At 45.3% G+C, this 21,652-nt stretch carries 19 protein-coding genes; all 19 read left to right on the top strand.

The window, feature by feature from the left end; all coding sequences use genetic code 11:
• The first annotated feature begins 320 nt into the window (after nucleotides 1–320).
• The 19 genes from rpsB to glnB all read left to right on the top strand — a co-directional run bounded on the left by rpsB (nucleotide 321) and on the right by glnB (nucleotide 21,622).
• A complete protein-coding gene (gene rpsB, locus MU515_RS14665; RefSeq protein WP_260261169.1) occupies nucleotides 321–1,049 on the top strand; it encodes a 30S ribosomal protein S2 in 729 nt (242 codons plus the stop codon).
• Nucleotides 1,050–1,180: 131 nt separating this feature from the next.
• Nucleotides 1,181–2,023, top strand: coding sequence for a translation elongation factor Ts (gene tsf / locus MU515_RS14660; RefSeq protein WP_260261168.1), 843 nt, complete (start codon nucleotides 1,181–1,183; stop codon nucleotides 2,021–2,023).
• Nucleotides 2,024–2,191: 168 nt separating this feature from the next.
• Nucleotides 2,192–2,923 (top strand): UMP kinase, encoded by a 732-nt coding sequence (gene pyrH, locus MU515_RS14655; RefSeq protein ID WP_260261167.1) that lies wholly within the window; start codon nucleotides 2,192–2,194, stop codon nucleotides 2,921–2,923.
• A 92-nt stretch (nucleotides 2,924–3,015) separates the two neighbouring features.
• Complete coding sequence (frr, locus tag MU515_RS14650; RefSeq protein WP_260261166.1) at nucleotides 3,016–3,573, top strand: ribosome recycling factor; 558 nt, start codon at nucleotides 3,016–3,018, stop codon at nucleotides 3,571–3,573.
• A gap of 93 nt (nucleotides 3,574–3,666) precedes the next feature.
• Complete coding sequence (uppS, locus tag MU515_RS14645; protein ID WP_260261165.1) at nucleotides 3,667–4,422, top strand: polyprenyl diphosphate synthase; 756 nt, start codon at nucleotides 3,667–3,669, stop codon at nucleotides 4,420–4,422.
• Between the two features lie 11 nt (nucleotides 4,423–4,433).
• Nucleotides 4,434–5,276: a phosphatidate cytidylyltransferase gene (locus MU515_RS14640; protein ID WP_260261164.1), complete on the top strand. Its 843-nt coding sequence runs from the start codon at nucleotides 4,434–4,436 to the stop codon at nucleotides 5,274–5,276.
• Nucleotides 5,277–5,322: 46 nt separating this feature from the next.
• Nucleotides 5,323–6,531: a 1-deoxy-D-xylulose-5-phosphate reductoisomerase gene (gene ispC, locus MU515_RS14635; protein ID WP_260261163.1), complete on the top strand. Its 1,209-nt coding sequence runs from the start codon at nucleotides 5,323–5,325 to the stop codon at nucleotides 6,529–6,531.
• Nucleotides 6,528–7,886, top strand: a complete 1,359-nt coding sequence (gene rseP, locus MU515_RS14630) for a sigma E protease regulator RseP (RefSeq protein WP_260261162.1) — start codon at nucleotides 6,528–6,530, stop codon at nucleotides 7,884–7,886. The genes ispC and rseP overlap by 4 nt, the downstream gene beginning before the upstream one ends.
• Nucleotides 7,887–7,926: 40 nt before the next feature.
• A complete protein-coding gene (gene bamA, locus MU515_RS14625) occupies nucleotides 7,927–10,329 on the top strand; it encodes an outer membrane protein assembly factor BamA (protein WP_260261161.1) in 2,403 nt (800 codons plus the stop codon).
• 15 nt (nucleotides 10,330–10,344) lie between these two features.
• Nucleotides 10,345–10,854 carry an OmpH/Skp family outer membrane protein gene (locus tag MU515_RS14620; protein WP_260261160.1) on the top strand — a complete coding sequence of 170 codons (510 nt, stop codon included), beginning with the start codon at nucleotides 10,345–10,347 and terminating at the stop codon, nucleotides 10,852–10,854.
• Between the two features lie 3 nt (nucleotides 10,855–10,857).
• Nucleotides 10,858–11,889: a UDP-3-O-(3-hydroxymyristoyl)glucosamine N-acyltransferase gene (gene lpxD, locus MU515_RS14615; RefSeq protein WP_260261159.1), complete on the top strand. Its 1,032-nt coding sequence runs from the start codon at nucleotides 10,858–10,860 to the stop codon at nucleotides 11,887–11,889.
• 213 nt (nucleotides 11,890–12,102) lie between these two features.
• Nucleotides 12,103–12,555, top strand: a complete 453-nt coding sequence (gene fabZ, locus MU515_RS14610) for a 3-hydroxyacyl-ACP dehydratase FabZ (protein ID WP_260261227.1) — start codon at nucleotides 12,103–12,105, stop codon at nucleotides 12,553–12,555.
• Between the two features lies 1 nt (nucleotide 12,556).
• Nucleotides 12,557–13,345 (top strand): acyl-ACP--UDP-N-acetylglucosamine O-acyltransferase, encoded by a 789-nt coding sequence (gene lpxA, locus MU515_RS14605; protein WP_260261158.1) that lies wholly within the window; start codon nucleotides 12,557–12,559, stop codon nucleotides 13,343–13,345.
• A 79-nt stretch (nucleotides 13,346–13,424) separates the two neighbouring features.
• Complete coding sequence (gene lpxB / locus MU515_RS14600) at nucleotides 13,425–14,567, top strand: lipid-A-disaccharide synthase (protein ID WP_260261157.1); 1,143 nt, start codon at nucleotides 13,425–13,427, stop codon at nucleotides 14,565–14,567.
• A complete protein-coding gene (gene rnhB / locus MU515_RS14595; protein ID WP_260261156.1) occupies nucleotides 14,567–15,184 on the top strand; it encodes a ribonuclease HII in 618 nt (205 codons plus the stop codon). The genes lpxB and rnhB overlap by 1 nt, the downstream gene beginning before the upstream one ends.
• A 115-nt stretch (nucleotides 15,185–15,299) precedes the next feature.
• Nucleotides 15,300–18,779: a DNA polymerase III subunit alpha gene (gene dnaE / locus MU515_RS14590; protein WP_260261155.1), complete on the top strand. Its 3,480-nt coding sequence runs from the start codon at nucleotides 15,300–15,302 to the stop codon at nucleotides 18,777–18,779.
• 37 nt (nucleotides 18,780–18,816) lie between these two features.
• Nucleotides 18,817–19,776 carry an acetyl-CoA carboxylase carboxyl transferase subunit alpha gene (gene accA / locus MU515_RS14585; RefSeq protein ID WP_260261154.1) on the top strand — a complete coding sequence of 320 codons (960 nt, stop codon included), beginning with the start codon at nucleotides 18,817–18,819 and terminating at the stop codon, nucleotides 19,774–19,776.
• Between the two features lie 116 nt (nucleotides 19,777–19,892).
• The gene (gene tilS / locus MU515_RS14580; protein WP_260261153.1) at nucleotides 19,893–21,212 is read left to right on the top strand and encodes a tRNA lysidine(34) synthetase TilS; all 1,320 of its coding nucleotides are present in this window, start codon (nucleotides 19,893–19,895) and stop codon (nucleotides 21,210–21,212) included.
• Between the two features lie 71 nt (nucleotides 21,213–21,283).
• Nucleotides 21,284–21,622: a nitrogen regulatory protein P-II gene (gene glnB, locus MU515_RS14575; RefSeq protein WP_040987526.1), complete on the top strand. Its 339-nt coding sequence runs from the start codon at nucleotides 21,284–21,286 to the stop codon at nucleotides 21,620–21,622.
• Nucleotides 21,623–21,652: the final 30 nt, after the last annotated feature.

Raw genomic sequence — 21,652 nt, 5'->3', positions numbered from 1 at the left:
GAAACGGATTGGGATACAGGGCATTAGTGCTTTTCGGGTGGTCTAAGCAATAGCTTAGCGATTTGAAACTGGGTATTTCAATCGCTCTGAATTTGGCGCAAATAGATTTTTTACTAGCCAATTAGACTGCAAATATGGTATAAAGCGCGCCGGAAACGTGTTCTGTATTCTTCCTACTTGTTAGTGGCGAGGCAGCACACTTCCATAAACCTATATCTTTAAATCACACACATTCCGACACATATTCCGGGGTGCCCAACTGATAGTTAGGGTCGGAGTTATGGGGAATGTGGAGGCCTAACCCCATAGAGGATTTTAAAATGGCAACTGTATCAATGCGCGATATGCTAAAAGCTGGTGTTCACTTCGGTCACCAAACTCGTTACTGGAACCCAAAAATGAAGCCATTCATCTTTGGCGCTCGTAACAAGGTTCATATCATCAACCTAGAAAAAACTGTACCAATGTTCAACGAAGCTCTAGCTGAACTAGCTAAAGTTGGCGAGAAGAAAGGTAAAGTTCTATTCGTAGGTACTAAGCGCGCTGCATCTGAAGCTGTTAAAGAAGCTGCAATCGCAAGCAACCAGTTCTACGTAAACAACCGCTGGTTAGGCGGTATGCTTACAAACTACAAAACTGTTCGCCAGTCAATCAAGCGTCTGAAAGATCTTGAAGCTCAAGCTCAAGACGGTACTTTCGACAAGCTAACTAAGAAAGAAGCTCTAATGCGTACTCGTGAAATGGAGAAGCTAGAGAAATCTCTTGGTGGTATCAAAGACATGGGCGGTCTACCTGACGCTCTATTCGTAATCGACGCTGATCACGAGCACATTGCGATTAAAGAAGCTAACAACCTAGGTATTCCAGTTTACGCTGTAGTAGATACTAACTCTAACCCAGACGGCGTTGACTACATCATCCCAGGTAACGACGATGCGATCCGTGCAGTACAGCTTTACCTAAACGCTGCTGCAACTTCAGTAACTGAAGGTCGTAACAAAGACGTAGCTGTTGCTGCTGAAAAAGATGGTTTCGTAGAAGCTGAATAATAGCGGCTCCGAGTCACACTTGGTCTATGTGCAACATAGTTGTAGCATAGACTGAGTTATAGTTATCAGCAGGGGCCGACATTTTAGGCCCCTGTTTTTTACCAAATTCTGAATCAACTGAGGAATAGAGAATGGCTGTAACTGCTGCTCTAGTTAAAGAACTTCGCGAGCGCACTGGCGCTGGCATGATGGAATGTAAAAAAGCGCTTGTTGAAACTAACGGCGACGTTGAACTAGCAATCGAAAACATGCGTAAATCTGGCGCTGCTAAAGCTGCTAAGAAAGCAGGTAACGTTGCTGCTGAAGGCGCAATCATCATTAAAGAAGAAAACGGCGTTGCTGTTCTTCTTGAAGTTAACTGCCAAACTGACTTCGTTGCTAAAGACGGTAACTTCACTGCATTTGCTGAAGAAGTTGCAGCTGACGCTCTAGCAACTAAAGCAACTGCTGAAGAGCTACAAGCGAAATTCGAAGAAGCTCGCGTTACTCTTGTTGCTAAGATCGGTGAAAACATCAACATCCGTCGCGTACAGTACGTTGAAGGTACTGCAATCGCTTCTTACCGTCACGGTGAGAAAATCGGTGTAGTTGTTGCTGGTGAAGGCGACGCTGAAACTCTTAAGCACGTTGCAATGCACGTAGCTGCTTCTCGTCCAGAGTACGTTAACCCTGAAGATGTACCTGCTGACGTAGTAGAAAAAGAGAAAGCTGTTCAAGTAGAAATCGCTATGAACGAAGGCAAACCAGCTGAAATCGCAGAGAAAATGGTTGTTGGTCGCATGAAGAAATTCACTGGCGAAGTTTCTCTAACTGGTCAACCTTTCGTTATGGAACCTAAGAAATCTGTAGGCGAAATCCTTAAAGAGCGTGGCGCTTCTGTTGCAACGTTCGTTCGTCTAGAAGTAGGTGAAGGTATCGATAAAGGCGAAGAAATGAGCTTCGCTGACGAAGTAGCAGCTGCTCAAAAAGGTTAATCCTTAGAGTTAGTTTACTTTAAAGACCGTAGCCAAGGCTGCGGTCTTTTTATGACTAGCCGTGATGAATGGGTATCAGAAGCGAGAGCTAATTTCAGGTAGAATGTCGCTAAATTCTGTATCTATTCATGACTGTTAATCAATAACTCTCTTTGGAAGGTAAACTCCATGACAACGAACCCTAAGCCAGCGTATCAACGTATTCTGTTAAAACTGAGTGGTGAAGCACTTCAAGGTGAAGAAGGCTTTGGCATTGACCCTACGATCCTAGAACGTATGGCACAAGAAGTAAAAGAGCTGGTTGAACTCGGCGTTCAAGTGGGTGTAGTTATCGGTGGTGGTAACCTTTTCCGTGGTGCAGGCCTTGCAGAAGCGGGTATGAACCGCGTTGTAGGTGACCACATGGGTATGCTAGCAACAGTAATGAACGGCCTAGCTATGCGTGATGCGCTACACCGTGCATACGTAAATGCTCGCGTAATGTCTGCAATTCCTCTTAAAGGCGTATGTGACGATTACAATTGGGCTGACGCTATTCGTGAATTGCGCCAAGGCCGTGTTGTTATCTTCTCTGCAGGCACTGGTAACCCGTTCTTTACGACTGATTCTGCAGCGTGTCTACGTGGCATTGAGATCGAAGCGGACTTGGTTCTAAAAGCGACGAAAGTAGACGGTGTATTTACTGCTGACCCAGTAGCAAACCCAGACGCAGAGCTGTATAGTGAACTGACGTACGCAGAAGTTCTTGATAAAGAGCTAAAAGTAATGGATTTGGCAGCGTTCACTCTAGCGCGTGACCATAAAATGCCAATCCGTGTATTCAATATGAATAAGCCAGGCGCACTACGTCGCGTGGTTATGGGTGAAGCTGAAGGTACGCTAATCAGCGATAAGGCTTAATCTGCGTAGATGCCATCGAATATCGGTGGCATTTGGCTTTGCTCACCCCTAAAGAGCTTTCTTGAAGAAAGATGAATCATTAAGGTGAAACCGTGATTAACGAAATCAAAAAAGACGCGCAAGAGCGCATGGAAAAAAGCGTTGAAGCGCTAAAAAATAACCTTTCAAAAGTTCGTACTGGCCGCGCTCACCCAAGCCTGCTATCTGGTATCTCTGTAGAGTACTACGGTGCGCCAACGCCTCTTAACCAAGTGGCGAACGTTGTTGCTGAAGACGCTCGTACTCTTGCAATCACTGTTTTCGACAAAGAGCTAACGCCAAAAGTTGAAAAAGCGATCATGTCTTCTGACCTAGGCCTAAACCCAATGTCAGCGGGTACTATCATTCGTGTTCCACTTCCACCGCTAACAGAAGAACGTCGTAAAGATCTTGTTAAGATCGTTCGTGGCGAAGCTGAAGGTGGCCGTGTTGCTATCCGTAACATCCGTCGCGATGCAAACGGCGAGCTAAAAGCTTTACTGAAAGATAAAGAAATCTCTGAAGATGAAGATCGTAAAGGTCAAGATGAGATTCAAAAGCTGACTGACGCAGCTGTTAAGCAAGTTGATGATGTACTTGCTGCAAAAGAAAAAGAGCTGATGGAAGTTTAATTCTTCAGTCCTCTTCAAAAAAAAGCGCTGTACTCGCAGTTCAGCGCTTTTTTGTGCTACTCTTTGTCCCCAGCTCGTAATCCATTAACCTCTATGTCAAACTCACAACTCTCACCTGAATTACTTCCTAAGCATATTGCTATTATCATGGACGGAAATGGCCGTTGGGCTAAAGCTCAAGGCAAACCTCGCGTTTTTGGTCATAAGAACGGTGTGGCAGCAGTAAGAAAAACCATCACAACTTCGGCTAAGCTAGGCATTAAAGCCGTGACGTTATTTGCTTTTAGCAGCGAAAACTGGCGTCGCCCAGAAGAAGAAGTCGGTGTGTTAATGGAGTTGTTTATCAGTGTTTTATCTTCAGAAGTAAAACGTCTGCATAAGAATAATTTAAGACTACGAGTGATTGGTGATAAAAGTCGATTTAATGACCGTTTGCAAAAGAAGATTGCGCAGGCGGAAGAGTTAACTGCGGGTAACTCAGGCATGGTGATCAACATTGCGGCTAACTATGGCGGAAAATGGGATATCATGCAGGCGACCAAAGCGATTGCAGCTATGGTCGAGAAGGGTGATATCAATGTTGATGAAGTCAGCGAAGAGCTGATCACCCAGCACCTAACGATGGCAGACTTGCCAGAAGTTGATCTATTAATCCGTACTAGTGGCGAATGCCGAATCAGTAATTTTATGCTGTGGCAGATGGCTTACGCGGAAATGTACTTTACGCCAATCTATTGGCCAGAATTTAATGAAGACAGTCTGATTGACGCGATTTCGTGGTTTATTGATCGTGAACGTCGTTTCGGTTGTACTGGTGAACAAATCAAATCTTTGATGGAAAGTAACTAAAGGACTCAAGTTTGAAACAAAGAATAATAACGGCACTTATCCTTGCTCCATTAGTTATCCTTGCGATTTTTAAACTTTCATTGCCCCTTTTTATCGCACTAATCGCAGCCGTCACTTTGATCGGTTTTTGGGAGTGGACTCAGTTTGTTGATGCGAAATCTCGTATCTTAGCCCTAATTCCTGGATTAACTGTATCTGCGTTGAGTTTGGCATTCATTCCGTTTGATGCATTTAGCCTCAATAATCTCACATCAGCACACTATTCAGTGCTCGCTGTCGGTGGTGTTTGGTGGGTTTTCTCCAGTTTGTTAGCCATCACTTACCCTAAATCATCGGCATTATGGCAAGGTTCTAAAGTTTTACGCCATATTTTCGGCATGTTGACTCTGCTGCCGTTCTTTTGGGCGATCGTCATGTTGCGCGCGGAAGGTATCACAACCGATGCTTACCACGGTTCTAAACTGGTGCTATACGTTTGTTTCATCGTTTGGGCTGCTGATAGCGGAGCTTACTTTGCAGGTAAGAGCTTTGGTAAGCGAAAAATGGCGCCTCACGTAAGCCCGAATAAAACCATTGAAGGCCTGGTTGGCGGCATCATCACTGCGATTTTAGTTGGATGGGCTGCGGCGACGAGCTTTGACATTGAATTTAGTAGCCTCGGCGCATTTGTCATCATCACTCTGGTTACTGTTGTCATTTCAGTGTTAGGTGACTTGGTTGAAAGCATGTTTAAACGAGTGTCAGGAATCAAAGACAGCAGCAATATTATTCCTGGGCATGGCGGGGTTTTAGATCGCGTCGATAGTCTCACAGCTGCGTTTCCTGTCTTCGCTCTTCTATACTTCTCATTCTAATGATATGGCGAGTGTTATGCTCGCCTGATTACTTACTGGTTATGCTATGCGTAAGTTAACAATACTGGGTGCGACTGGCTCTATTGGAGCAAGCACATTAAAAGTTATTGAAAACAATCCTCAACACTTTCAGATTGTCGCACTGGTTGCCGGCAATAATGTTGAGAAAATGACTCAGCTTTGTCACAAGTGGCAGCCTAAGTATGCGGTGATGGCAACGGATGTCGCCGCGCAACAGCTTCAACAAGCTCTGTTTTCTATTGGCTCAAAAACTCAAGTTTTTGCGGGCGTTGATGCGATGTGCCAAGTCTCTTCTTTTTCTGAAGTAGACACTGTTATGGCTGCGATTGTCGGCGCGGCAGGTTTGTTACCGACCATGGCTGCCGTGAAAGCCGGTAAGCGTGTTTTGCTAGCTAATAAAGAAGCTTTGGTGATGTCTGGTCAACTGTTTGTTGATGCAGTGAAAGAGAGCGGCGCAGAGCTGCTACCAGTAGATAGCGAACACAATGCAATTTTCCAATGTCTTCCTGCTGAAATTCAAACTCAGTTAGGGCATTGTGACCTCGAAAAACAAGGTATCTCTCATATCTTACTCACTGGCTCTGGTGGGCCGTTTAGATACAGTGACTTATCAGAACTGGAGTCTGTCACTCCTGAGCAAGCGATAGCGCATCCTAATTGGTCTATGGGACCAAAAATCTCAGTAGATTCTGCAACCATGATGAATAAAGGGCTCGAGTATATCGAGGCTAAGTGGTTGTTTAATGCCAGTCGTGAACAGTTGAAAGTGGTGATTCACCCTCAATCAGTGATTCACTCAATGGTGCAATACAAAGACGGTTCGACACTTGCTCAAATGGGCGAACCTGATATGGCGACGCCAATTGCATTAACACTATCTTATCCGCAACGCGTAACTGCGGGTGTGGCTCCGCTTGATTTTACTAAAGTCGGTGAGCTGACCTTCCTCGAGCCTGACTATAATCGCTACCCTTGTTTGAAGTTGGCTATAGATGCTTGCTATGAAGGCCAACATGCCACCACGGCACTCAATGCTGCAAACGAAATCGCAGTTGAATCATTTTTGAACAAAAAAATCGCATTTACAGACATTGCAAAGGTCAATAGCGGAGTAACTTCAAAAATTTGCGCGATGAATGCTCAGCTAAGCTGCGATGACTTGGAAAGCATTCTTGAGGTCGATAGAATGGCACGCACTTTGGCTGTCGAAATAATCAACGGGCGTAAACTATGACCGGTATTTTGTGGAATTTTGTCGCATTCATTATTGCCTTAGGCATTTTGGTTGCGGTGCACGAGTTTGGCCACTTTTGGGTCGCACGTCGTTGTGGGGTCAAAGTAGAAAAGTTCTCGATTGGTTTCGGTAAGTCTTTGTGGAGCAAGATCGGCAAAGATGGCACGGAATACAGCATTTCGATCATTCCATTAGGCGGCTTCGTTAAGATGCTTGATGGACGCGTTGATGATGTGTCTGATGAGATGCAGCAATATGCTTTCGACAAGAAACCATTGTGGAAGCGTGCTTCAATTATTGCCGCAGGTCCTGCCTTTAATTTCTTGTTTGCGATCTTTGCTTATTGGCTGGTTTTCCTTATTGGTGTGCCTGCTGTTAAGCCTGTTGTCGGGGAAGTGACACCCTATTCGATTGCCGCTGAGGCAGGTTTAGAAACAGGAATGGAACTAAAAGCTATTTCTGGCGTCAAAACCGCGGACTGGGAATCAGTAAACATGGCGCTTGTTTCTCATATCGGTGACAAGCAGATGCAGATAACGGTGTTGCCTGAGCAAGGTGTTGGTGTTGAGCAGACGAAAACCTTAGATCTTTCTAGCTGGCAAATTGACCTTGAAAGTGAATCAGCATTAACCACATTGGGCTTTCGACCTTATACCCCTGAGATCTCTACTCAGCTGAGTAATGTGACGCAAGGGAGTGCGGGTGAAAGTGCAGGATTAATCGCTGGTGATGTGATTGTTGCTATTAATGGTCAAGCTATTGAACAATGGACTCAAATTGTTGAGTTGATTCGTAGTCATCCAAATAAACCAATGGCTCTTGCGGTTGAGCGTGCTGGTGAAAAGCAATCACTGACTTTAATTCCGAATAGTCGTGAAATTAAAGGTGGTGAGCAGATAGGTTTTGCGGGAATCGCTCCTGAAGTCGCAGAATGGCCGGAAAACTATCGCTTCGAGCTGCAATTTGGTGTATTTGATTCTATCGGTAAAGCGGTAGAGAAAACCGGTCAAGTGATTGACTTAACGCTCAGTATGCTCAAAAAACTGATCGTTGGCGATGTTGGCTTAAATAACTTAAGTGGCCCTATTTCTATCGCAAAAGGTGCAGGAACCACAGCTGATTACGGCTTAGTGTATTTCTTAGGTTTCCTTGCGCTGATTAGTGTTAACTTGGGCATTATTAACTTAGTACCACTACCAATGTTAGATGGTGGTCATTTACTATTTTTAGCTATTGAGGCGGTGATTCGACGTCCAGTACCCGAGAAGGTACAAGAGATGGGATACCGACTTGGTGGTGCGATAATTTTTACCCTTATGGCTGTAGCGATATTTAACGACTTTGCGCGCTTATAAAGTGGATTAAAGGTTGTAGTAAGGAATAACTAAAACAAATATGGCGATGAAAAAAATTTTGCTAGCAACACTGCTTGCAACCAGTGTTTCTGCTCATGGTGCTGACAACTTTGTGGTTCAGGACATTCAAATAGACGGTTTGCAACGTGTGGCGCTAGGCGCGGCATTGCTCAAGATGCCTATTCGTATCGGTGATACCGTTAGTAACCAAGATGTGGCTGAGATCATTCGTGCACTGTATTCAACGGGTAACTTTGAAGACATCAAAGTTTCACGTGATAACAATGTCTTGGTTATTCAGGTGAAAGAGCGTCCGACAATCGCAAGCATCTCTTTCTCAGGAAATAGCGCGATTAAGGATGAACAACTACAGCAAAACCTTGATGCGTCAGGTATTCGTACGGGTGAAGCATTAGATCGCACCACGTTATCTAACATTGAGAAAGGTCTAGAAGACTTTTACTACAGTGTGGGTAAATACAATGCCAGCGTTCAAGCGGTTGTTACTCCACTGCCGCGTAACCGTACCGACCTGAAGTTTGTCTTCACAGAAGGTGTATCGGCTAAGATTCAACAGATTAACTTTATCGGTAATGAAGTCTTTACCGATGATGAGCTACTAGGCCGTTTCAACTTGAATGCCAATGTTTCTTGGTGGAACTTCCTTTCTGACGATAAATACCAAAAGCAAGTACTTGCCGGCGACATTGAAGCGCTGCGTTCTTATTACTTAAACCGTGGTTACTTGAAGTTCCAGCTGACTTCGACGCAAGTGGCTATCTCTCCTGACAAGAAAGGGGTTTACATTACCCTTGGCCTTGATGAAGGCGCGGCATACAGCGTTAAAGATGTTGAGTTCCGTGGCGAATTGATTGGTAAAGAGCATGAGTTTGAGCTGATGGTGCCGTTTGAGAAAGGCGATATCTACAGTGGTGCGTCGGTAACGGCTTTAGAGGACAGCGTGAAGCGTGCTCTAGGCGAAGCTGGTTATGCTTACCCAGAAGTTAGAACTATCCCTGAATATGACGAAGAGACGAAAGAAGTTTCTCTGATCGTTAATGTTCAAGCAGGCAAACGTATTTATGTTCGTGATATTCGCTTTGTTGGCAACAACGCAACCAAAGATGAAGTATTACGTCGTGAAATGCGTCAAATGGAAGGCAGTTGGCTAAACTCTAAAGCGATTGAGACAGGTAAAGGTCGTCTTAACCGTTTAGGTTTCTTTGAAACAGTAGACGTTCAAACTGTTCGTGTTCCTGGTAGCGATGACCAAGTTGATTTGGTTTACAACGTCAAAGAGGCTAACTCGGGCAGCGTAAATTTCGGTATCGGTTACGGTACTGAATCAGGCATTAGTTTCCAAGTCGGCCTTCAACAAGATAACTTTGCAGGTACTGGTAACCGCGTTGGTGTTAGTGCCATGATGAATGATTACCAAAAGAACTTAACGTTAGAATACCGTGACCCTTACTGGAACCTTGATGGTGTCAGCATGGGTGGTAAAGTGTTCTATAACGAGTTTGAAGCATCTGAAGCTGGCATCATCGACTATACCAACGAAAGTTACGGTGCGAGCCTAACATGGGGTTTCCCGTTCGATGAATTAAACCGTGTTGAGTTTGGCCTTGGTTATACTCACAACAAGATTGGTAACGTACCAACTTACGATCAAGCAGAACTGTTTGCGCAAAGTATCGGTCAGCCAGATGGTGATATTAAGACCAACGACTTTGATATGAACTTGTCGTGGACGCGAAATAACCTTAACAAAGGTTATTTCCCAACAGCTGGTAACTATCAACGTGCATTCTTTAAGATGACCGTACCTGGCTCTGACGCACAGTACTTTAAAACTCAGTACGATATCCGTCAGTACATTCCATTGACTAAAAAGCATGAGTTTACTTTCTTAATGCGTGGTCGTTTGGGTTACGGTAACGGTTATGGTCAAACGGATGGCAACGATAACTTGTTCCCATTCTACGAAAACTACTACGCCGGTGGCTTTACTACCTTGCGTGGTTTTGGTTCGAACAGTGCAGGCCCTAAAGCGGTGTATACTGACCGTTCAGGTACATGTGGTAACAATGGTTGTGTGACAGCAACAGATGACTCTGTTGGTGGTAACGCAATCGCGCTAGCAAGTATGGAAGTGATCTTCCCTGTGCCATTTGTGTCTGAGGAAGCGCGAAGCCAGATTCGTACCAGTGCGTTTGTTGACGCTGCGAGTGTTTGGGATACTGAGTTTGTCTACCGTGAAGGTGTAACAGACGCTGAGTATTATGATTATTCTGATCCAACCAACTTCCGCGCCTCTTATGGTGTGGCGTTGCAATGGATGTCTCCTATGGGGCCGCTAGTATTCTCAGTAGCGAAACCAATTGAAATTTATGAAGGTGATGACGAAGAATTCTTCACTTTCACTATCGGCAGAACCTTCTAATAGAGGAAAATTAAAGTGAACAAAATGATTAAAGCGGCTGGTGTTAGCCTTGTTGTTATGACGTCTTCTTTCTTTGCAAATGCTGCTGAAGCTGCGCAAAAGGTTGGCTATGTAAATACCGCTCAAGTATTCCAAGCGCTTCCTCAACGTGAAGTTGTTTTGCAGAAAATGCAAAGCGAATTTAAAGATAAAGCGGACGAGCTAAAAGCTATCCAAAAGCAGATCCAAACGAAAGTTGAAAAACTTAAGCGTGATGGCCAACTGCTAGGTGAAGACGAAGTTGAAAAACTACGTATTGAAATTGGTCAGCTACAGAGCAAATTCAAGATCAAAGGCCAAGCACTAGAGCAAGCTTCTGCTCGTCGCGAAGCTCAAGAGAAACAAAAACTATTTAAAGTAATTCAAGATGCTGTGAAGAAAGTATCTGAAAAAGAAGGCTACGACATCATCATCGATGTACAAACAATGCAATATGGTAAGCCTGAATTTAACATCTCTGAAAAAGTAATCGCAGAACTAAAATAATTTATGACACAACTGACTTTAGCCGAATTGGCGACTATTACCGGGGGTGAGCTACATGGCGATGCTAACGCATCCGTCACCATGGTAGCTCCAATGGATAAAGCACAGCCGGGCCATGTGACCTTCTTGTCTGATTCTAAATACGCGAAGTATTTAGCTGATTGCCAAGCGACGGTTGTCATGGTTAAACAAGCGCAGCGTGATCTTTGCAGCGGTAACGTATTAGTGGTAGCCGACCCATACGTAGCCTTTGCCAAGGTTGCTCAAGCTTTGGATACTACGCCTAAAGCGGCAGAACAAATCGCGCCATCAGCGGTCATTGCTGAGGACGTAACATTGGGTGAAAACGTAGCAATTGGCGCGAATGCGGTAATTGAAACTGGCGTGACACTTGGTGATAACGTTGTGATAGGGGCTGGTTGCTTTGTCGGTAAAAATGCTTCGATAGGAGCAAACAGCCAACTGTGGGCTAATGTCAGTGTGTATCATGAAGTGCAAATTGGCACAGATTGTTTAGTTCAAGCAAACACGGTTGTCGGTAGCGATGGTTTTGGCTATGCCAATGAAAAAGGTGAGTGGATTAAAATTCCTCAACTTGGCACTGTTGTCGTCGGTAACCGCGTTGAAATCGGTTCTTGTACGACCATCGACCGTGGTGCTCTAGAAGATACGATTATTGAAGATAACGTTATTCTAGATAATCAGATGCAAATCGCTCATAACGTACAGATCGGATATGGTACAGCCATGGCTGGTGGTACGATCGTCGCTGGTAGCACTAAAATCGGTAAATACTGCATCATAGGTGGTGGTTCTGTTATTAATGGTCACATAGAGATCGTTGATGGTACAACCATTACAGGTATGGGTATGGTGATGCGCAGCATTGATGAAAAAGGTGTTTATTCATCGGGTATTCCGCTACAAACCAACAAAGAGTGGCGTAAAACCGCGACTCGAGTTCATCGTATCGATGATATGAATAAACGTCTAAAGGCGGTAGAAAAACAGCTAAAGCCGAGTGCTGACGCTTAACCCCAATGCTGTGAAGAAAGGCTCGCTTAATGCGAGTCTTTTTGTTCTGCGCAACCGTTTGATGCAAAATTACTTGCTTAATAAATAGACGACAATGCTAAGTGGATTCAACTAGACTTGTTGAAAGTACAGCGAATTATGCACCTAGCTTGAACTTCGGTATATAATACCGACCAGATACTCAGTTTAGAATTTGAAAATAGGATAATGACTTTGACTACTGAAAAGAAAACGATGAACATTACTGAAATCCAGGAATTGTTGCCTCATCGCTACCCATTTCTGTTGATTGACCGCGTTACTGATTTCGAAGAAGAGAAATACCTAACCGCGATTAAGAACGTTTCAGTAAACGAGCCACAGTTCACGGGTCATTTCCCTCAACTTCCAGTATTCCCTGGCGTACTTATTCTTGAAGCTATGGCTCAAGCGACAGGCTTGCTTGCATTTAAATCTTTTGGTGCGCCAGAAGGTAATGAACTGTACTACTTTGCAAGTGTTGATAACGCTAAGTTCCGTAAACCGGTAACCCCAGGCGATCAATTGGTTATTGAAGTTGAATTTGTTAAAGAGCGCCGTGGTATTGCTGCATTCAAATGTGCAGCAAAAGTAGATGGTGACGTTGTTTGTTCTGCTGATCTTAAGTGCGCTCGTCGAGAGTTTTAATATGATTCATGAAACCGCTCAAATCCACCCAGCGGCGGTGGTAGAAGAAGGTGCAAAAATTGGCGCTAACGTAACCGTTGGCCCATTCACCTACATCACAGGGAATGTGGAAATTGGCGAAGGCACCGAAGTGATGTCTCACGTCGTGATTAAAGGTCATACCAAAATTGGTAAGGACAACCGCATTTTTCCTCACGCAGTGATCGGTGAAGAGAACCAAGACAAGAAATACGGTGGTGAAGACACCACGGTTGTTATTGGTGATCGCAACGTAATTCGTGAAGCGGTTCAAGTACACCGTGGTACAGTTCAAGATAAAGCCACAACAGTGATTGGCGATGACAATCTACTGTGTGTAAATGCGCATATTGCTCACGATGTTATCGTAGGTAATCATACCCACATTGGTAACAACGCGATTCTTGGCGGCCACGTAACAGTAGGTGACTACGCGGGTGTTATGGCTCTATCAGCGATTCACCCATTCTGTAGTGTAGGCTCTTACGCATACATCGGTGGTTGTTCGGCTGTTGTGCAAGACGTACTTCCATATGTACTTGCTCAAGGTAACCATGCGACACCTTATGGTCTAAACCTTGTTGGCTTGAAGCGTAATGGTTTTGAAAAACCAGAACTACGAGCACTGCAAAAGGCGTACAAAGAAATTTATCGCTCAGGTAAGACAATGGAAGAAGTGAAACCAGCTTTGGCTGAAATGGCGAAAGAGTTCGCTTCCATTGAACCAATGCTAGCGATGCTAGAATCGACTGAACGTGGCATTATTCGCTAACTCAGACGTGAATTGATGAAAAAGATCGCATCTGTATAGTTGCGGTCTTTTTGTGTTTTTATGCTTAGGTAAAACAGATATGGACAAACCTCTTACTATTGGCATCGTGGCTGGAGAGCTTTCCGGCGATACGCTTGGTGAAGGCTTTATCAAGGCGATTAAAGAGCAATACCCTAATGCTCGCTTTGTCGGCATCGGCGGCCCCAAAATGATAGCGCAGGGCTGTGAATCGCTGTTTGATATGGAAGAGTTGGCAGTTATGGGTTTGGTTGAAGTGCTTGGTCGACTGCCGCGACTGCTTAAAGTGAAAGCGGAGTTGGTGAAGTATTTCACGACTAATCCGCCGGATGTCTTTGTTGGCATTGATGCGCCAGATTTTAACTTGCGTTTGGAACTAGATTTGAAAAATGCAGGCATAAAAACCGTTCATTACGTCAGCCCGTCAGTTTGGGCATGGCGCCAAAAACGTATTCATAAAATTGCGGCTGCGACCAATTTGGTTTTGGCGTTCTTGCCGTTTGAAAAAGCCTTTTACGATAAGTTTGATGTGCCGTGTGAATTTATTGGCCATACCTTAGCTGATGCGATTCCAATGGAGTCCGATAAGAATCAAGCTCGAGCTCTACTTGGGCTTAAGCAGGACAAACGCTGGCTTGCGGTTTTGCCTGGTAGCCGTGGCAGCGAGTTAAAGATGCTATCAGAGCCGTTTATTCGAGCCTGTCAGCAGCTTAAAAAACGCTTCCCTGATTTGGGCTTTGCGGTAGCTTTGGTTAATGAAAAGCGCCGAGAACAGTTTGAAGCCGCGTGGCAAGAGCTCGCGCCTGAGCTGGACTTTAAGCTAGTTAATGATACGGCAACAAACGTTATCACTGCCTCAGACGCGGTGATGCTCGCCTCTGGTACGGTTGCTCTAGAATGTATGTTGATCAAACGCCCTATGGTTGTTGGTTATCGAGTGAATGCCATTACGGCATTTATCGCCCGTCGTTTAGTGAAAACCAAGTACGTTTCTTTGCCAAATATTCTTGCTGACCAAGAGTTGGTGAAAGAGTTTTTACTCGAAGATTGCACGCCGGAAAATCTGGCTAATGAAGTAACTCGCCTACTTGAAGGCGGTGGTGATGCGATGGTCGAGAAATTCACTGAAATGCATCATTGGATTCGTAAGGATGCAGACCGTCAAGCGGCAAACGCAGTGTTGAAATTGATTGAGAAACAATAATGGCAAAAGAGACAAAAGAATTACCACCATTTGAATACCCACAAGGTTTTAGCTTAGTGGCTGGTGTTGATGAAGTGGGCCGTGGTCCGCTAGTGGGTGATGTGGTAACCGCGGCAGTGATCTTAGATCCTAACAACCCTATTGAAGGGTTAAATGACTCAAAGAAGCTGTCTGAGAAAAAACGCTTAGCACTATTGCCAGAAATCAAAGAGAAAGCACTCGCATGGGCTGTGGGTCGTTGTTCCCCGACAGAAATTGATGAGCTGAACATTTTGCAGGCCACTATGGTGGCGATGCAGCGCGCGATTGCAGGTTTGAAAGTACAACCAGACTTAGCGCTTATCGATGGTAATCGTTGTCCTGAACTACCAATGGCCTCGCAAGCAGTGGTAAAAGGTGATTTGCGTGTCGCTGAAATCAGTGCCGCGTCAATTATTGCTAAAGTCGTCCGTGACCAAGAGATGGAAGAGCTAGATAAACTGCACCCAGAGTTTGGTTTTGCTAAGCATAAAGGTTACCCAACCAAAGCGCATTTTGAAGCGATTGAGCAACATGGCGTGATTGACGAACATCGTAAAAGCTTTAAACCGGTAAAACGAGCGCTTGGCTTGGAGTAGCGTTTCGCGCATCCCTTAGCCACACGTCTCACTAAGTGCAAATATAGCCGAACTTAGCGTTTAAGTTCGGGTATACTCAACTCAAATCGACAGTCTACACCCTCGGAAATTTTTAATGTCAGATCCAAAGTTTGTCCACCTTCGCATCCATAGTGACTTCTCCATGGTTGACGGCCTATCTAAAGTGCCGCCACTGGTTAAAAAAGTCGCCGAGATGGGCATGCCCGCGATGGCGCTTACCGATTTCACCAACCTTTGTGGCTTGGTGAAGTTCTACGGCACAGCGCATGGTTGTGGTGTTAAGCCGATCATAGGTGCAGACTTTGCCATGCAGTCGGCTGAATTTGGTGAAGAGCTGACTAAATTGACCGTTCTGGCGGCAGATAACGACGGTTATAAAAACCTGACGTTACTTATCTCTAAGGCTTACTTACGTGGTCATGTTCAGCATCAACCAGTGATCGACAGAGAATGGCTGATTGAACATAGTAAAGGCTTGATCCTGCTCTCTGGTGGTAAAAGTGGTGAGATAGGTAAAGCGCTGCTTAAGGGTAACCAGATGCTGGTTAACCAGTGTGTTGAGTTTTATCAGACCCATTTTGCGGATCGCTTTTATTTAGAGTTGACTCGTACTGGCCGAGCAGACGAAGAGTCCTATTTACACTTTGCGTTGGAGTTGGCTGAAACTCATGAACTACCAGTTGTTGCAACTAACGATGTGGTGTTCTTAGGCGAAGAATCATTTGATGCCCATGAGATTCGCGTTGCAATTCACGATGGTTATACGCTAGAAGATCCTCGTCGACCAAAAAACTACAGCCCTCAGCAATATCTGCGTAGTGAAGATGAAATGTGTGAGCTGTTTGCCGACATTCCAGAAGCGCTCGAAAACAGTGTAGAGATTGCTAAGCGTTGTAACGTTACAGTCCGCCTCGGTGAATACTTCCTTCCAGCCTTCCCAACCGAAGGGATGGAAGAGACGGAATTCTTGGTTAAGAAATCAGAAGAAGGCCTCGAAGAACGTCTAGAATTCCTATTCCCCGATGAAAAAGAGCGTGCTGAACGTCGCCCTGAATACGATGAGCGTCTCCAGATCGAACTGGAAGTTATCAACAACATGGGCTTCCCAGGTTACTTCCTGATCGTAATGGAGTTCATCCAGTGGTCGAAAGATAACGATATCCCAGTTGGTCCTGGACGTGGTTCGGGTGCCGGTTCGTTAGTTGCATACGCGTTAAAAATTACCGACTTGGATCCACTTGAATACGACTTGCTATTCGAACGTTTCTTGAACCCAGAGCGTGTATCCATGCCCGATTTCGATGTCGATTTCTGTATGGATAAGCGTGACCAAGTAATTGATCACGTAGCCGAAATGTATGGCCGTGATGCGGTATCACAGATCATTACTTTTGGTACCATGGCGGCGAAAGCGGTAATCCGCGACGTTGGCCGTGTACTCGGTCATCCGTTTGGTTTCGTTGACCGTATTTCCAAACTGGTTCCGCCTGATCCGGGTATGACGCTAGAAAAGGCCTTTAAAGCCGAGCCAGCGCTGCCTGAGCTGTACAACAACGATGAGGAAGTGAAAGAACTCATCGACATGTGTCGCATCCTTGAAGGTTGTACACGTAACGCCGGTAAACACGCGGGTGGTGTTGTAATCTCACCGACTACAATTACCGACTTTGCGCCGATTTATGCCGATGCGGAAGGTCACTTCCCCGTTACTCAGTTTGATAAAAACGATGTAGAAACAGCGGGTCTAGTAAAATTCGATTTCTTGGGTCTTCGTACCCTAACTATCATCGATTGGGCGTTGGGACTGATTAACCCAAGGCTAGAGCGTGAAGGCAAAGAAGCGGTACGTATTGAGTCAATTCCTTTGGTTGATGAAGCCTCGTTCCGATTGCTGAAAAATTCAGAAACAACCGCGGTATTCCAGTTGGAATCGCGTGGTATGAAAGAGCTTATTAAGCGACTTCAACCAGACTGTTTCGAAGATATTATCGCATTGGTGGCACTATTCCGTCCGGGGCCACTGCAATCGGGCATGGTAGATAACTTTATCGACCGTAAACATGGCCGAGAAGCCATATCATACCCAGACGAACAGTGGCAACATGAATCTCTGAAAGAAATTCTAGATCCGACCTACGGCATTATCTTGTATCAAGAACAGGTAATGCAGATTGCACAGGTACTTTCTGGTTACACCCTTGGCGGCGCGGATATGCTTCGTCGTGCAATGGGTAAGAAGAAACCGGAAGAGATGGCCAAGCAGCGTGCGACCTTCGAACAAGGTGCGATAGAAAACGGCGTCGACGGTGAGTTGGCGATGAAGATTTTCGACTTGGTAGAAAAGTTTGCAGGTTATGGCTTTAACAAATCTCACTCGGCGGCTTATGCGCTGGTTTCCTACCAAACACTATGGCTGAAAACCCACTATCCTGCGGAATTCATGGCGGCAGTAATGACCGCGGATATGGATAACACCGAGAAAGTGGTTGGTCTGGTAGACGAATGTTTCCGCATGAAGCTTAAAGTGTTACCACCTGATATCAATGCAGGCCTGTATCGTTTTAACGTTGATGAAACTGGCGCGATTGTTTACGGCATCGGTGCCATTAAAGGGGTAGGTGAAGGCCCGATTGAAGCTATCTTAGAATCACGCAACAAAGATGGTCACTTTAAAGACCTATTTGATTTCTGTGCTCGAATTGACCTGAAAAAGGTCAATAAGCGAGTGATTGAAAAGCTGATTTACGCCGGCGCGCTAGACCGATTAGGCCCACACCGTGCTGCTTTGATGGCCTCTCTGAATGATGCAGTTAAAGCGGCTAGCCAACACCACCAAGCAGAAGCTTTCGGTCAAAGTGATTTATTTGGCGTACTCACCGAAGCGCCTGAAGAAGTTGAGCATAAGTACACGAAAGTACCGCCATGGCCAGAGAAGGTATGGCTTGAGGGCGAGCGCACAATTTTAGGTCTTTATTTGACCGGGCACCCAATAAATGCCTATATAAAGGAACTTGGCAAGTACACCAGTTGTCGACTAAAAGATGCAACACCAACAAGACGTGATCAATCGGTTACTGTAGCAGGTTTGGTGATTGCCGCTCGTGTGATGACAACTAAGCGCGGAAATCGTATCGGAATCATGACTCTTGATGACCGAAGTGGTCGAATGGAAGTGATGTTGTTCTCAGATGCGCTTGATCGTTACGCCGAACTGCTAGAAACTGACAAAATATTAGTGGTTTCCGGACAGGTCAGCTTTGATGATTTCAATGGTGGTCTTAAAATGTCCGCGCGCGAGGTTATGGACCTCGGCTCTGCACGTGAAAAATACGCACGTGGATTATCCGTTTCGATCGAGCAATCTCAGATCGACGGCCAGTTTTTTGATCGCTTTAGCAAAATCCTAGAGCCTCACCGAGCAGGTACAGTGCCTGTTCATATTTACTATCAACGTAACGATGCCCGTGCCCGTTTAACGCTTGGCACAGAATGGCGAGTCACACCAAGTGATGCGTTGATTGACGATTTAAAGCAGTTGCTTGGTAATAGCCAAGTTGAACTCGAATTTAACTAAAATTCAGCACATAAGCTGAATCAGAAAGGACCGATAGATGAGCCTAAACTTTTTAGAATTTGAAAAGCCTATCGCAGAACTTGAAGCTAAAATCGAAGCTCTTCGCGACGTTTCACGCCACGGCGGTGATGACGGTGTAGATCTAGATAAAGAGATCGAACAGCTTGAAAAGAAAAGCCTAGAGCTGAAGAAAAAAATCTTCAACGACTTAGGTGCATGGGAAACAGCTCAGTTGGCGCGTCACCCATTGCGTCCTTACACGCTTGATTACATCGAGCACGTATTTACCGAGTTTGATGAACTGGCTGGTGACCGTGCATACGCGGACGATAAAGCTATCGTAGGTGGTATTGCACGTCTTGAAGGTCGTCCAGTGATGATTATTGGTCATCAAAAAGGTCGTGAGACGAAAGAGAAAGTGAAACGTAACTTCGGCATGCCTAAGCCAGAAGGTTACCGTAAAGCGCTTCGTCTCATGGAGACGGCTGAGCGTTTCAAGATGCCAATCATCACTTTCATCGATACAGCGGGTGCATACCCAGGTGTTGGCGCTGAGGAGCGCGGTCAATCAGAAGCGATTGCGAAAAACCTAAAAGTAATGGCAGGCCTTAAAGTGCCTGTAATTTGTAACGTTGTTGGTGAAGGCGGTTCTGGTGGTGCATTGGCGATCGGTGTTGGTGACTACGTAAACATGCTGCAATACTCAACGTACTCAGTAATCTCTCCAGAAGGTTGTGCTTCAATCCTATGGCGTGATTCTGACAAAGCGCCGCAAGCCGCTGAAGCAATGGGTCTAATTGCACCACGTTTGAAAGAGCTTGAGCTTATCGATGAAATCATCGAAGAGCCACTAGGTGGCGCACACCGCGATCATCAAGCGGTTGCTGCTAACATGAAGCAGACTCTGCTACGTCAGCTTGAAGAGCTGGAGCAGTTTGATGATGAAGCGCTAATGGCGCGCCGTTACCAGCGCCTAATGAGCTACGGTTACTGTTAATTGCATTCTTCGCAGTTTTCGAAAGGGTTGAGCATGTCTCAACCCTTTTTGTTTTCTCCCGATAGAAGATTAACGGTAGAATAGCCGCAGACCTACTTGAAAGACGAATAGTGACCATGAGCCAACTCGCCGACATTTTTACCCAAGTTATTGAGCAGTATAGTGCGGAGTTTTCTGTTACCAATAAGCTTGTCTTAGGGTTTAGTGGCGGGGTAGATTCTCGGGTGATGTTGCAGTTGCTTGCTGAGTATCGACAATCTAAAGGTTGTGACGTGTTGGCTGTTCATGTCCATCATGGTTTGAGCGACAAAGCCGATAAGTGGGCAGAGCAATGCAAAACGTGGTGCCAGCAGCTCAACATTGAGTGTGTTGTGGAAAGAGTCGCGTTGGAGACTCAAGGCCAGAGCATTGAAGCTGCAGCGCGAGAAGCACGCTACAACGCAATTGCTTATCATGTTAATTCGGGTGATCTATTGTTGGTTGGCCAACATGCGGATGATCAAATTGAAACCTTTCTACTAGCGCTCAAACGAGGCAGCGGGCCGAAAGGTTTATCCGCTATGGCTGAGTGCATGCCGTTTGCCGGTGGTCAATTAGTACGTCCGCTATTGAATGTTACCCGAGAACAAATTGAACAGTACGCCAATGATCTGCAATTAGAGTGGCTAGAAGATGAAAGCAATCAAGACACTCGTTTTGACCGAAACTACATCCGTCATTGCGTAACGCCTTTGCTTACTGAGCGCTGGTCTAGCATTCACCGAGCGGTTAATCGTTCGGCTCAGTTATGTGCTGAGCAAGAGTCTTTATTAGCAGAGCTGCTGAGCGATAAATTTGCTGCGGTTATCGGAACCGACAACAGCCTCGCAATTGATGGATTAGATCAAGAAAGTGAGCGAGTAAGGTCGCATTTGATTCGATTGTGGTTTGAACGCGCTCATTTACCTATGCCAAGTCGAGAGCATTTATACGCTATCTGGCAACAAGTAGCGCAAGCGGCTCAAGATGCGAATCCGATTTTAAAATTGGGTGATATCGAAGTGCGCCGCTTTGCTGGGCGCCTATATCACGTAGGTGTATCGCAAGATGTGTCAGGTTGGAGTAGCCCACTAGTGCTCAACCAAGCTATCACTTTGCCCGACCAGCTTGGCGGTTTAGTCGTGAGTTCAGCGCCATCAGGTCAGATATCGTTGACCGAAGATCAACTCAGTAGACTTACTGTTACCTTCAACCCCGAAGGTTTGTCTGCGCACCCTCAAGGGCGCGGTCATAGTCGTAAGCTGAAAAAACTGTTTCAAGAATACCAGGTGCCAAGTTGGCTGCGTCGCCGGATGCCAATTATCATGTGTGATGAACATGTGGTAGCGGTTGTTGGATTATTTATTGATAAACGTTTTTCTGGCGGTGATTATCAAATTGAATGGCAACGCAAGTAACGTATTGTGTCCACTCTTTTTATTAACCGCGCTTCGTGTGATAATAAAGAAAAATAGTTTAAGGGATGAACATGAAAAAAATTGAAGCGATCATTAAGCCATTCAAGCTTGATGATGTGCGTGAAGCATTGGCTGAAGTAGGCATTACAGGTATGACGGTTTCTGAAGTGAAAGGCTTTGGTCGTCAAAAAGGTCACACTGAACTCTACCGCGGCGCAGAGTATATGGTGGATTTTCTACCTAAAGTTAAACTTGAAATTGTCGTCACAGATGAAGTGGCTGACCAATGTGTCGATACTATTATTGAAACGGCGCAAACAGGTAAAATCGGCGACGGTAAAATCTTTATCACAGACGTTGAACGTGTAGTGCGAATCCGTACTGGCGAAGAAGACGAAGACGCTATCTAAGATTACTAAAAAGAGCCGCAAGGCTCTTTT

The sequence above is a fragment of the Vibrio intestinalis genome (genome assembly GCF_025195085.2).
GTDB lineage: Bacteria > Pseudomonadota > Gammaproteobacteria > Enterobacterales > Vibrionaceae > Vibrio > Vibrio intestinalis.
Note: the sequence above shows the minus strand (reverse complement) of the source record. Positions and strands in the feature narration are given on the sequence as shown.

Coding starts and splice junctions, on each gene's coding strand:
- bamA (WP_260261161.1), top strand. CDS start 7,927: ATGGCGATGAAAAAAATTTTGCTAGCAACACTGCTTGCAACCAGTGTT.
- tilS (WP_260261153.1), top strand. CDS start 19,893: ATGAGCCAACTCGCCGACATTTTTACCCAAGTTATTGAGCAGTATAGT.
- accA (WP_260261154.1), top strand. CDS start 18,817: ATGAGCCTAAACTTTTTAGAATTTGAAAAGCCTATCGCAGAACTTGAA.
- tsf (WP_260261168.1), top strand. CDS start 1,181: ATGGCTGTAACTGCTGCTCTAGTTAAAGAACTTCGCGAGCGCACTGGC.
- lpxA (WP_260261158.1), top strand. CDS start 12,557: ATGATTCATGAAACCGCTCAAATCCACCCAGCGGCGGTGGTAGAAGAA.
- rnhB (WP_260261156.1), top strand. CDS start 14,567: ATGGCAAAAGAGACAAAAGAATTACCACCATTTGAATACCCACAAGGT.
- rseP (WP_260261162.1), top strand. CDS start 6,528: ATGACCGGTATTTTGTGGAATTTTGTCGCATTCATTATTGCCTTAGGC.
- ispC (WP_260261163.1), top strand. CDS start 5,323: ATGCGTAAGTTAACAATACTGGGTGCGACTGGCTCTATTGGAGCAAGC.
- uppS (WP_260261165.1), top strand. CDS start 3,667: ATGTCAAACTCACAACTCTCACCTGAATTACTTCCTAAGCATATTGCT.
- dnaE (WP_260261155.1), top strand. CDS start 15,300: ATGTCAGATCCAAAGTTTGTCCACCTTCGCATCCATAGTGACTTCTCC.
- pyrH (WP_260261167.1), top strand. CDS start 2,192: ATGACAACGAACCCTAAGCCAGCGTATCAACGTATTCTGTTAAAACTG.
- lpxB (WP_260261157.1), top strand. CDS start 13,425: ATGGACAAACCTCTTACTATTGGCATCGTGGCTGGAGAGCTTTCCGGC.
- lpxD (WP_260261159.1), top strand. CDS start 10,858: ATGACACAACTGACTTTAGCCGAATTGGCGACTATTACCGGGGGTGAG.
- glnB (WP_040987526.1), top strand. CDS start 21,284: ATGAAAAAAATTGAAGCGATCATTAAGCCATTCAAGCTTGATGATGTG.
- rpsB (WP_260261169.1), top strand. CDS start 321: ATGGCAACTGTATCAATGCGCGATATGCTAAAAGCTGGTGTTCACTTC.